Consider the following 13,068-nt stretch of genomic DNA (forward strand, 5'->3'; position numbering starts at 1 on the left):
TTGTTTTTATTTTATAGGATTACACTTGCATGGTTTCTACACCGAATTCTCCAACGTTTGAAATTGCTGATACAAACCTAAATCTGGCGGGGTCAAAATCACCTCAACCTCTTGAATTTGATCCCCAACCCACCGCTACCGGAGTTTATGTCACTATTCACGGACATTTTTATCAACCTCCCCGTGAAAATCCCTATCTTAATGTGATTGAACGTCAATCCAGTGCCGCACCTTATCATAATTGGAATGAACGAATTCACCATGAATGTTATCGTCCCAATGCCTTTGCTCGGATTTTTAATGATCACGGGGAAGTGGTGGGAATCGTTAATAATTATGAATATTTAAGCTTTAATATCGGCCCGACTCTGATGAGTTGGTTAGAACGTTATGATCAGTCAGTTTACCAAAAAATCATAGAAGCTGATCGCAAAAGTTGTCAACGCTTAAATGGACATGGAAATGCGATCGCCCAGGTTTATAACCATATTATTTTACCCTTAGCCAATGAACGAGACAAATCTACCCAAATTCGTTGGGGAAAAGCGGATTTTCGCTCTCGTTTTGGTCGTGATCCCGAAGGAATGTGGTTAGCAGAAACGGCCGTTGATTATGCTACCTTAGAAGCATTAATTAATGAAGGCATTCGCTTTACCATTTTAGCCCCCTCTCAAGCCCAACGTTGTCGGCCGTTCCCGACCTCGGACTGTCCCGAACCAGAATGGCTGGAAGTAGGGGGAAGTCAAATTGATCCCACCCGTCCCTATCGTTGTTATCTTCCCGACCCAACCGGAAGCCAAGACAAATCTCGTTATCTTGATATTTTCTTTTATGATGGCCCCATCTCCCGTGATATGGGGTTTAATGATGTTTTAAATAGTTCCCATCATCTATCGGGACGCATTCGTCAAGCGGTGCGCGGCGATCATCGTCCGAGTCAATTAATTTCTGTGGCGACCGATGGCGAAACCTTTGGCCACCATAAGGGGGGAACCGAAAAATGTTTAGCTTATGCCTTTGTCGCCGAATTTCCCCAGAATGGCTGGACAGTGACGAATTTTGCCCATTATTTAAGTTTACATCCTCCGACTTGGGAAGTGGAACTCAAACCCCTGACGGCCTGGAGTTGTAGTCATGGGGTAGACCGATGGCAGGATGACTGTGGCTGTGCTTCTGGAGGGGGATGGCATCAACAGTGGCGTCGTCCCCTACGGGATACGTTAAATGGATTACGCGATCGCTTAATCGAAATTTATGATCAATATGGTTGTCAATTTTTCCATGATCCTTGGGTAGCCAGGGATGATTATATTGAGGTGATTCGGGATCGTTCCGATGCTAATATTAATGCTTTTTTTGCCCAACATCAAACCCATGAATTGACTCATGCAGAACAAGTAGACGCTTTACGACTATTAGAAATGCAGCGTCATTGTCTGTTAATGTTTACCAGTTGTGGCTGGTTTTTTGAAGAATTATCTCGACCCGAAGGCACACAAATTTTACGGTATGCGAGTCGGGCTATTGAATTAGCAACCGAAGTGGCGGGGGTAGACTTAGAAGCAGAATTTATTTTTAATTTAGCTTTGGCACCCAGTAACGTTGAATTATTCAAAACCGGGGATGAAGTTTATCATCAATTAGTGGCAACGGCACGAATTAGTTTAAAACAAGTTGCCGCCCATTATGCCATTACCTCATTATTTACTACCTATCAACGGGAACAACCAATCTATTGTTATAACGCCCAACAATTAGACTATCAAATACAACGCATGGGTGCTTTAAGTTTGGCAGTGGGTGAAGTGTTATTAGTGTCAGAAATTACACGGGAACAAACCCATTTTATCTTTGCAGTTCTGCATTTAGGGGGGTGGGATTTCCATTGTTGTATTCAACCTTTTAGTGAACGACGAGCTTATTTTGAATTAAAACATCGGTTATTTGAAGCATTACAGGAAGCAAGTGCTTCCAATTTAATGTTACGATTAGTTCAGAACTTTGGAGATAATGCTTTTAGTTTACGAGATTTATTTCCTGAAGAACGGCAGCGAATTATGGGGTTATTATGCCAAGAAACGTTAACTCGTTTGGATCAATTGTATACTCAGGTTTATCGAGATAATTATGGAATTATGATGGCATTTCATCGAGATGAATTAGCCGTCCCCCCTGAGTTACAAGTGGCGACAGAAGTGGCATTAGGAAATCGGTTTTTAACCAGTGTTCGCGCCTTAGAATCAGAAAGCAGCGAAGGGCGATTAAGTGTTAATCATTTAGGAGAATTAGAAGCGATCGCCGCCGAAGCGCAATTATTACGATGTCGTCTGCAACATTCAGAGGTGACAGAAAGTTTTGAACGGTTAATTATTCACTGTCTCTGGCGAATATTACAGGATAATGATCTAACAACAATTGCTGAGGATGTCGAAAATTTGCAACGGTTAATTCAACTGAGTGAGCAATTGAATTTAGGGGTTTCTTTAAACCAAGCCCAGGAATTATATTTTCAATATCTGAAAACTTATATTATTCCATTGTGTTTGGGATATTTACAACGAAACCAGCAGAAAACCTATCTTGAACTATTAGAAAATAGTTTGCTAGATTCAATGATTAACCTTCAAATTAATCCTGAATCTAATACGGGGCTACTCCACTCCATTCGTCGCTTGTTACAATTAGGTCAAACCCTAAAGATTCAGGTTGAAGAATGGTTAAATCTTTTGGGTTGAGGGTTAGCAGAAATCGCGTTTAAATGTTTGCTACGCATTCGTTCCCCGTAGAGACGTTGCATGCAACGTCTCTACAGATTATTTTTCGGTTAAATTTTCTACCCCATCCCAATCAAATGGTAACGATGTTTTTAACCAATGTTGACAGCGTTGGATATGGAGGGTAGCGGCAGAATCTTCAGGAGTTAAAGATAATACGGCGGCAAACTTACTTAATGCAGTGGTAAAATCTCGGTTGAGATAAGCTTGGCGTCCCGCTTCATAAAAAGCGATCGCTTCAAGTTTTTGATCAGAAATAATAGCCGATTTTTCCCCGACTAATTCATAGAGAGAAACGGGTTGAGTTTTACCTTTAACCCGAACAATATCTAACTCTCGAACTATTAATTGATCAGCACAAAATTGATAGGTACTGCCACTAATAATGATATCACAATTATAGCGTTTAGTTGTCCCTTCTAACCGAGAACCTAAATTAACATCATCTCCAATTACTGTAAATTCCATCCGTCGAGAATGACCAATATTTCCGCTAATTGCATTTCCTGAATGAATCCCAATTCCAATGCGAATGGGGGATTGTTTTTGTGCGATTCGTTGTTGATTAAAGTTAACCAAAGCTGACCGCATATCTAAGGCTGTTTGTACCGCTTTCCAGGCATGATCTTCTAAAGGAATCGGTGAACCAAACACCCCCATAATGGCATCCCCCATATATTTATCCAGGGTTCCTTTATGCTTAAAAATCGGTTCAACCATGACATTAAAATATTCATTTAACATCCCAACAACGGCTTCTGCGTCCATACTTTCGACAAGATTTGTATAACCTCGAATATCAGAAAATAGCACAGAAACTTCTTTGCGATCACCGCCTAATTTAGCATCTCCACTGGCTAATAATTGTTCAGCTAACTCCTGAGTCATATAGCGATACATGGTACTTTTTAGACGTTTTTCATCGCTAATATCATCCATTACCACTAATGCCCCATAAATATTCTGTTGGTTTCCTGCGTCGGCTATAGAATTAATCGATAAATGCACACTGGATTCAGATTTTTGACCAGAAATTAAGGTTTGATCAGGATAAAATTGTTGACGGGATTTTTCATTATTTCCGGTTAAAGCAATATTAAACCAATTCGGAAAATCAGCACCTTTCAAGCGCACTAATTCAAAAATAGATTTGCCTTCTAAGGAGTCAGTTTCACTGACTCCTAACAATCGATTAGCACTAGGATTTGCTGCAATAATTTCACCTTGGGAATTGGTCGAAATCACACCGTTTGTTAAACTACGGAGCATATCCCGTTGCATTTGTTCTTGTTGTTGAATTTTAGCATATTGTTGTTTAACCGTTTCAAAGAGTTTAGCATTTTGAATTGCAACTCCTGCTTGAATATTAAATGCTTCCATAAAATCTTGATCACTGCGGTTAAAACTAGCTTTAAAACATTCAGGTGCATTCGGCCAATTGGCAGGATCATAATTCGGAAAATCCCCCTGTTTGCATTTATTAACTAACTGCGTCACCCCAATCAATTCTCCATCAGCATTAAATACAGGCATACACAATAAACTACAAGTGCGATACCCATTTGTTTGATCAAATGTTTTCGAGGTTTCTGCATCAGGATGATTGTATAAATCAAAGGCAATATTAACAGGTTTACCCGTTTGAGCGACCATGCCAGCGAACCCCTGTCCGACTTGAACCGTAGTGGTTTTTAACGTACCATCCTGTTGAGGAAGTTTAGCCCATAATGCGGTTTTTTCATCATTTAATAACCAAATAGTGCTGCGATCCGCATTCATTAATTTTTTAGCTTCATTCATCACCCGTTTTAGGGTTTCTTCCAGGTTTAAACGACTCGATGCTAAACAACGAGTTGCTTCTAATAACGCTTCTGCTGCCCGTTGTTTTTGAGTAGCATTATAAAAGGATTGCGAAATTTCAATAATTAATTTAATTAACGGTGAAAACTCAGCAAATAAAGTTTCATCTTGGGTACTAAACCCAGTCAAATCAATCCGTTCTTGCAAGGTTAAACCCGAATGACCATATTTTTTAAGTTTATTTAAAAGTTCGACAACGGCGACTAATTTTCCTTCTTCATTTAATAAAGGTAACGTTAACATTGTATAGGTTCGATACCCATTTTTTTGATCTAAAGCTTTGGCAGAAGCCGATTCTGGATATTCATAAAAATCAAACGGGATATTAATCTTTTTTTTTGAACGAGCGACTTGACCCGCAATGCCTTGACTCAAGGGAACTCTAATTTCTAACGATCTTTTTCCTTCATCTTTAGCTACTAATGACCAGAGTTCGTTTTGGTCTTCATCGAGTAAAAAAACAGTGGTTTGATCCGCCCCTAAAAGTTCTCCAATTTTTAAGGTAATAGCATTGAGCATTTCATTGAGAAAAACTTCAAAACTATGATTACTGACCCGCAACATTGTTAGAGTTTGGTAAACGGTTTTAAGCTGTTGCTCAACAGACTTTATTTCCGTGCGAAAATTGCTGGGCGTCAGAGGTGCAATAAACTCTGAAATGCTTAAGGTTTGTGGAGATAAAGCAACTTGATTGGAAAGGTTCATAGTTTTACCCTGATTAACAAAAAATAAGGAAGTAGGAAGCCTAGCTAAATATTTCTAAATCTAGTATATTTACATTTGCAGAAAATAAAAGCCGAATTCTTCATCAAAAAAAAATCATAAAATTCAAGATTCTCATGATCAGGATGTCTTAATGATTCATAAAATTCATAAAATTCATAAAATTCATGGTATGTTAAAAGAAAAAAGGCAACCAAGAGGGCCTGATCATGGATGTAGAGGTCTTAGAACTAATTAAATTTGCAAAACATCTGGTTATTAATCAGACTCAAAACCCATTGGATCAAGTTCAAGAAGCGATCCTCAGACAAGCATTACTGGGTTCTAAACTCAAGGAAATTCGCATCACTGGCTATAGTGAAAATACGGTTCAAACCATCTTAGCTCCTAATTTATGGAAACTACTTTCAGATGTCACAGGAGAACGAGTTGGGATTAAAACCGTTCGCTTAATATTACAAGGATTATTAAAAAAACAAAATGGTTTTTCTAACTCTAATTCAAGTTTAGAACAATCTAATCAAACCCTTAATTTCCAATTAGAATTACCCGGTGGTCAAGTTAATTTATCCTCTCCTTTTTATATTGAACGTCCTCCCATTGAATCTCAAGCTTATGAAGAAATTGTTAAACCCGGAAGTTTAATTCGGATTAAAGCTCCAAAACAGATGGGGAAAACTTCTTTAATGGCGAGACTTTTAAACCATGCTCAAAACCAAGGTTGTCGTACCGTTGTGGTCAATTTTGAGTTAACAGATAATGAAGTATTTGCCGATTTGAATCGATTTTTAAGACGGTTTTGTGCGATGGTAGCTGATGATTTACAACTTCCGATGCAACTGAATCAATATTGGGATGAAGAATTAGGAAGTAAAAATAATTGTACAAACTATTTTGCTCGGTATTTATTGCCGCAATTAGGGCAACCCTTAGTATTAGGATTGGATGCCGTTGATCGAATCTTTCAACATGAAAAAATAGCGGATGATTTCTTTGGTTTACTCCGAGCTTGGCATGAAAAATCAAAACAAATTGAAATTTGGCAAAACCTACGTTTAGTCATTTCTCACGGGACAGAGGTTTATATTCCTTTAGATATTCATCAATCTCCCTTTAATGTTGGATTAGATGCCAAACTTCCCGAATTAAATGGGGAACAAGTGCAAGAACTCGCTCGTAAACATGGGTTTCAATTAACGGCTTCAGAAATTGAACAACTGATGGAAATGGTGGGAGGACATCCCCATTTATTACGGGTAGCGTTTTATAAAATGGTGCGGGAAAACATGAGTTTAAAACAAATCTTAGAAGATGCTCCCAAAGATACGGGAATTTATGCCGATTATTTACGATTACATCTTTGGAATTTAGAAAAATATCCTGAACTTGCACAAGCATTTAGAACCGTTGTGGAATCGGAACAACCCATTGAGTTAAAATCAAAATTAGCCTTTGATCTCAATAGTATGGGGTTAGTTTATTTGCAAGGAAATCAAGTTGAAATTCAAAAAAAATTATATCGAGAATATTTTCGAGATCGTTTAAAATCTTGTATCCCAACAGTTTCATCAGGAGAAAAACGGTTAGATACCTTAGAAATTATTCCCGAACAAACGAAGAATATTTTAGCTGCTATTATGTTTACAGATGTCAAAGATTCAGCGCAAAAACATCATCAAAATCAGGAACCAACCTTAGCAGCCGTTTTTCGAGATTTGAATTTAATGACTCGATTATGTCAACAATTTGAAGGACAGGTTTTAAAATCCGTAGGAGATGGGTTACTGATGTATTTTGTTTCCGTTGTTAAAGCGGTTCAATGTGCTCAAGAAATCCAAAAAACCTTAACGGAAGCAGCTAAGGAATTACCCTTGGATGCGATTTTAGAACATCGCATTGGGATTCATGTTGCCGAGGTTTATTTTAATGGCAATGATGTTTATGGAGATGGAGTTAATATTGCAGCACGTCTACAAGTGGAAGCTTTTCCCAAGGGAATTTGTATTTCTTCAATGGTTTATGAAGCCGTTAAACGTCATCTGGCTTTGAATATTATTAAGAGTGAATTTAGAGAGTTAAAAGGTATTGGTTCTATGCAGGTTTATCAGATAGCAATTGATTAAAAAGTTTCTTTAAAATTGGGAGATAATCTATGAATTATGAATATAAAGTTGGCGGCAGTTTACCCCCAGATTCTCCAACTTACGTTTGGAGAAAAGCCGATCATGAATTATATCATCAACTGATGGGAGGAATGTTTTGTTATGTCTTAACTTGTCGTCAAATGGGAAAATCTAGTTTGCGCGTTAAAACCATGCGTAAACTTCAAGATCAGGGGGTTGCTTGTGCCTCGATTGATTTAACAGCGATTATTAGTTCTGACTTAACTCGTCAACAATTTTATGCCGATATTATTGATAGTTTAGCTGAAAGCTTTAATCTATTAGAAGCAATTTCTCTGTTTAAAAAAGGATGCCGAGAATCTGATTTATCCCCGATGAATCGCTTTAATAAATTTATTCATGATGTTTTATTAAAAGATTCTGTATTGGCTGAAAAAAATATTGTTATTTTTATTGATGAAATTGATAGTTTACTAAGATTACCCGACTTAGCTAATGAATTTTTAGGATTATTCAGATCTTGTTATAATAAACGCGCCGATCTCCCCGAATATAACCGCTTAACCTTTGCCATTTTAGGGGTTGCTTCTCCCTATGATTTGATGAAAGATGCTAACTATAATAGTTTACCCTTTGATTGTGGTTATGGTATTGAATTACATGGATTTCAATCCCAAGAAGCACAGCCTATGATTGAAGGATTAAAAGTTAAATCAGAACGTCCCCAAGCGTTATTAGATGCGGTTTTAAGTTGGACATCTGGACAACCGTTTTTAACTCAAAAAATTTGTAAATTAATTGTTAAATCCTCCAATAATATTCCTCTGGGTTTTGAGGCGAAATGGGTTGAGGAATTGGTGCGATCGCACCTAATAAAAAACTGGGAACATCAAGACGAACCTGAACATTTAAGAACGATTCGAGATCGAATTTTAAGACAAAAAAATCGAAGTATTCAGCTATTACAATTATATCAAAAAATTCTCGAAAAAGGTCAAATTTTAGCGGATAATAGCCTAGAACAAATGGAACTGCGGTTATCCGGTTTAGTCACGAAACAAGAAGGAACCTTACAAATTAGAAACCGGATTTATCAAGAAGTCTTTAATGCGAGTTGGTGTCAAAAAGCTTTAACAGAGTTACGAGATGAATTTGGATTAATTGAACCCGAATTTATTCAAGCTTTAGCAAAACTCAAAGATCAACTCTTAGAAACTCAAATTCGTCGAGTAGCAGAGGGCACCAGTTCCGATGAAGTCATTTATGAAGTTTTACGACAAATTACCCTAAAATTAGGGGATTTATTAAAAGCAGACCGCGCTACAATTTATCTTTTAAACCCAGAAAAAACCGAACTTTGGTCTTTAGTGGCTGAAAATCAAAGTAATGAATTTCTTAATATTCAAGTTCCCCTGGGAGAAGGTTTTGCTGGAGAAGCTGCAAAACTCCAACAAATTATTAATATTCCTCGGAATGTTTATGATGATCCCCGTTCAACTTTAGTTAAATTAAATGATCAAAAATATGGCTATAAAACCTATAATATTTTAGTGTATCCGATTTGTAATCAATCTCATGAAGTGGTGGCGGTCATTCAATTACTTAATAAATTAACAACAAATTTATTTCAATCTGAGCCTTTATCTAAACGAATTCATGAAGATGGATTTACCCAAGTTGATGAAGAACAATTAACGCGATTTGCCCCCCATATTCTGCGGTTTTTAGAAAGTTGTCAATCCTGCCGCCAAGCCAGCCGCAAATTACAAGCAACCGCCGCTTTAGCAGAAGCTACTCGCTCTTTAGATGGGAGTCAATTAGATACCAAAGAAATCTTACAACGGGTGATGGATGCGGCTAAAAACTTAATGAATGCTGACCGTAGTACCTTGTGGTTAGTCGATGAAGAAAAACAGGAACTCTGGACAAAAATTCGACAAATGGATGGCACTTTAACTGAAAAACAAATTCATATTAATGAAGGGTTTGCAGGTCAAGTGGCACAAACGAGAGAACCCATTATTATTCCTTTTGATGTTTATCAACATCCTGATTCTCAAACCTCCAAAGAAATGGATTTAGAAACCGGATATCGCACCTGTAGTTTATTATGTATGCCTGTTTTAAATCCCGATGGGGAACTCTTAGGAGTGACTCAATTAGTTAATAAATTGAATCCGGGTAATTATCCTGATTATAACCCGGCTTTGTGGCCCCAAGCACCGGAAAAATTTAAAGCGAGTTTTGATAAAAATGATCACCAGTCTATGCAGGTTTTTAATGAACGAGTCGGGGTGATTTTACAATATGCAAAAGTTCATGAACGCTTAAAAAAATTAGCGGAATTTCAATCGCAAAAAGTGGTTTATCATACCCTAGCTATCTTAAGTCAAGCGGTAGGAAGTCAAAGAGATGAAGAACTTTATAGCACGTTATATAATATTTTAGAATTCATGATGCAATCGATTAGTAAATTATTAACTGTGGCTCAAACTGATATTTTTATTTTTAATAAAGATAAACGAGAGTTTTGGTCAATCATTCCTGATGTTCATAATTCTAATAATCTGATTGAACTGATTATTAGTGCAGATGTTAATTTAACTCAACAACTATTAACATTCGGTTCAGCTTTAATTCTCAACTCAATTTCTAATTTAGATGATCCTTGGTTTCAAATTGGAGTGCGATCGCCCTTACGAGAAAATATACAAAATGCTTTATTTTTTCCTTGTATGAATTCTGAAGGACAAGTCATTGCAGTAATTCGTCTTTTAAATAAATTAAGGGATAATTTTGTTTTAAATTCTAATTTAATTAATCAAGAAGAATTTACGGCTGAAGATGGACAACAACTAGAGAAACGATCCGAATTTATTATAAAAGTATTAGAAGGTTGTCAATCTTTCCATCAAGAAATTAGTACCCTACAAAAACAACGGGCTACTGATACTTTAAGATCGGCGATTAATTCTGTGCGTCAAATTGGCTTTGATCCTGAAAAAATTCTGTATACGGTGATAGAATCGGCGAAAAAATTAACGAATGCTGACCGCAGTACCTTATGGTTAGTAGATGCTGTTGATCCTGATAAACTTTGGACTAAAATACCTCGCAAGGATGGCACATTAGAAACCTTTTATATCTATAAAAATGAAGGATTTGCGGGGAAAGTTGCCTATACCAAAAAACCGATTATGATTCCCTTTGATGTCTATGATCATCCTGAGTCCAAAACCGCTAAAGAAACGGATCAAGAAACCGGTTATCGCACCTGTAGTTTATTATGTATGCCTATATTAAGTTTTGATGGGGAATTATTAGGGGTAACGCAATTACTCAATAAACGTAAACCCGGAGATTATCCCCCCTATAACCCCCCAAATAGTCATGATATTCCTGATTATTTAAAAGTCAGTTTTGATGAACGAGATTTAAGATATATGGAGATTTTTAATAATCAAGTCGGAATTGATTTACCCCACATCTTAAACAAAACCCCGTAGGGTGCTTGATCAAAGCGCACGCACCACCAATATTAATATTAATATATGATTTCCCCGTAGGGGCGAGGTTTTCTCGCCCTTCCAATCAATTTATAACCCCAATAGTACCAAGAGGGTTGGGAGACCCAACCCCTACGAATTTTTAGATTGAATGTTGAATTTAGACAATATTATTATATAATAAAAAATATGGCAATTTGAGGTTAATATTATGCCATCATCTTTACCGACGGAATTACCCAAATGGTACGAGCTTCAAGAGGGAGAAGAAAAAGGCTGGACACCGAAAGCAAATCAAGTGGATATACCTGAAGTCCGAGACGCTTGGAATGGGAAAATTTACCCAGAGGCGGGTAAAAATTTTACGGTAAAATTAGATAGATTACAGATTCTTAGTCCCATTCAAGTCGGGGGAGGAAGTTTTCCAGAAGGCGGAATTTTACCAGCACAAATTGGCGGCGTTCCCTATATTCCGGGTTCCAGTGTGCGGGGTTCTTTATTAAAATATATTAGAACCATTTGGTCAGAAATTCCAACGGAAGAACAACAATTTTGGTTAACCCTTTTAGAACCCAATTTAAACGGTTGGCAACCTCTAAAAATTCGGTTTGAAAGTATTTTATTGAAAGATTTAAAAGCTTTTCCTCTGTATGCTCAACAGGAATGGCAAATTTTTGATCAAAAAAGTAATAAATTGAGTTTACAATGGCAAGTTTCTCCTAAACCTCCCCATCCAAATCCTGATCGCTTTCGCTTACAAGTTTTATTAAAAAATCCCCCGAAACCTGCGGAAAAAACGTGGTTAGAAATTCGCCTCAAGGAAATGTTAGAACATCGAGGAATAGGACGGGGGACGGCTTCGGGTTTTGGACGGTTAGCGACAAGTGTTCCGACGGGAAAATGGGAATTGCATTTAACCGGAATGAAACCTTGTGTGCGATCGCATAATCAACAACAAACCGGACAATATCGCTGGAGCCCGCAAGTTTTACGAGCGACTTTAAGGGGTTATTTTATCCGTTTTGCTTTGGATTTTTTACCCCGGAAACAGGCCGAACTTTTAACGGAAAAATTGTTTGGAGGGTTGGGAACTTTAGCGAAGTTGCGGTTAACGAGTTATCTGTATCGAGTTCAGGGAAATTCAGGGGGAAATGGTTATGCGAATATTCCGGCTAAAACGGCCCATGAAACTTGGATTATTAATGTGGATTGTAACTCCGAATATTATCAATTAGTGGGAGATTTATTAAATTTAGCCAGTCGTTTGGGGGGACTTGGCCCCGGTTGGCGACGTCCTCCCCATCGTTTAGAGCGTTTTGGTGGGTTTCGCGGGAGTGAATTTACCGTGACACAGTTGGTGTCGGACTCTGGGTTTACGAGTGATCCGGCTTCTTATTTAAAGCAACTTAGCGACAGTATTGATCAGCAGGTGCGTCAACTGGCGAAAGTTTGGGGGTTTCAACCGACTAAAACGCCGCAACCGGGACGCATTTACAGTATTTGGCGGGGGGAAGCGGACGCCTGGGAAAAGTTGGTGCATGGGGTGTGTAGCACTAAGGCGGCTAACCGTCCGGTTTGGTGCGGGAGTTCTAATCACCGACCTTCGGGGTATGGGGTGCGGAAACATTCGGGTTTTTGTTTGGTGACGGTTTTTGATCCGAATGTGGAGAAAAGTTTGCCTAACTTGGTGTTTAGAAAAATTTATGGTTGAGTGTTGCGAGGCTGAGGGAAAATGGCTGTAATGTCGATTCTGCTGTTGGGAGCCTCGCTGCTGCTCTGGGTAAGGGTTGTGGCGTTTTGGATGTTGGGGAAAATCGGGTTTGAGGGGATGATTTTTCTGAGCCTCGCAAACGGCGTCTGGATAGATTGCCCCGTCTAGGTTGTAGAATAGAGGGGTAGCGACTTCTATTAGGAAGAAAAGGTGTTGAAACTTACTAAGGAAAGCTTTGCGCTTTTTAGCACAAGCAATAGTAGCGACTTCTATTAGGAAGAAAAGGTGTTGAAACTCGCTATGGCGGCTAATGATCCAGACCTTATGTTGGATGAAGATGACCTGTAGCGACTTCTATTAGGAAGAAAAGG

The 13,068-nt window shown here is 38.1% G+C and carries 5 protein-coding genes; 4 read left to right on the forward strand and 1 reads right to left on the reverse strand.

The window, feature by feature from the left end; all coding sequences use genetic code 11:
• Window positions 1–29: 29 nt before the first annotated feature.
• Window positions 30–2,735 carry a DUF3536 domain-containing protein gene (locus tag ACKPEB_RS07535; protein WP_408964252.1) on the forward strand — a complete coding sequence of 902 codons (2,706 nt, stop codon included), beginning with the start codon at window positions 30–32 and terminating at the stop codon, window positions 2,733–2,735.
• Between the two features lie 78 nt (window positions 2,736–2,813).
• On the opposite strand, the gene ACKPEB_RS07540 is transcribed toward ACKPEB_RS07535, so the two are convergent.
• Window positions 2,814–5,339: a GAF domain-containing protein gene (locus tag ACKPEB_RS07540; RefSeq protein ID WP_408964253.1), complete on the reverse strand. Its 2,526-nt coding sequence runs from the start codon at window positions 5,337–5,339 to the stop codon at window positions 2,814–2,816.
• A 227-nt stretch (window positions 5,340–5,566) separates the two neighbouring features.
• Here ACKPEB_RS07540 and ACKPEB_RS07545 point away from each other — a divergent pair, with 227 nt between their 5' ends.
• The 3 genes from ACKPEB_RS07545 to ACKPEB_RS07555 all read left to right on the forward strand — a co-directional run bounded on the left by ACKPEB_RS07545 (window position 5,567) and on the right by ACKPEB_RS07555 (window position 12,697).
• Window positions 5,567–7,480, forward strand: coding sequence for an AAA-like domain-containing protein (locus ACKPEB_RS07545; RefSeq protein WP_408964254.1), 1,914 nt, complete (start codon window positions 5,567–5,569; stop codon window positions 7,478–7,480).
• A 29-nt stretch (window positions 7,481–7,509) separates the two neighbouring features.
• The gene (locus ACKPEB_RS07550; RefSeq protein ID WP_408964255.1) at window positions 7,510–10,986 is read left to right on the forward strand and encodes a GAF domain-containing protein; all 3,477 of its coding nucleotides are present in this window, start codon (window positions 7,510–7,512) and stop codon (window positions 10,984–10,986) included.
• A 211-nt stretch (window positions 10,987–11,197) separates the two neighbouring features.
• Window positions 11,198–12,697: an RAMP superfamily CRISPR-associated protein gene (locus ACKPEB_RS07555; protein WP_408964257.1), complete on the forward strand. Its 1,500-nt coding sequence runs from the start codon at window positions 11,198–11,200 to the stop codon at window positions 12,695–12,697.
• The last annotated feature ends 371 nt before the right edge of the window (window positions 12,698–13,068 follow it).

It is taken from the genome of Planktothrix sp. (genome assembly GCF_046067725.1).
Classification (GTDB): domain Bacteria; phylum Cyanobacteriota; class Cyanobacteriia; order Cyanobacteriales; family Microcoleaceae; genus Planktothrix.

Coding starts and splice junctions, on each gene's coding strand:
- ACKPEB_RS07540 (WP_408964253.1), bottom strand. CDS start 5,339: ATGAACCTTTCCAATCAAGTTGCTTTATCTCCACAAACCTTAAGCATT.
- ACKPEB_RS07555 (WP_408964257.1), top strand. CDS start 11,198: ATGCCATCATCTTTACCGACGGAATTACCCAAATGGTACGAGCTTCAA.
- ACKPEB_RS07545 (WP_408964254.1), top strand. CDS start 5,567: ATGGATGTAGAGGTCTTAGAACTAATTAAATTTGCAAAACATCTGGTT.
- ACKPEB_RS07550 (WP_408964255.1), top strand. CDS start 7,510: ATGAATTATGAATATAAAGTTGGCGGCAGTTTACCCCCAGATTCTCCA.
- ACKPEB_RS07535 (WP_408964252.1), top strand. CDS start 30: ATGGTTTCTACACCGAATTCTCCAACGTTTGAAATTGCTGATACAAAC.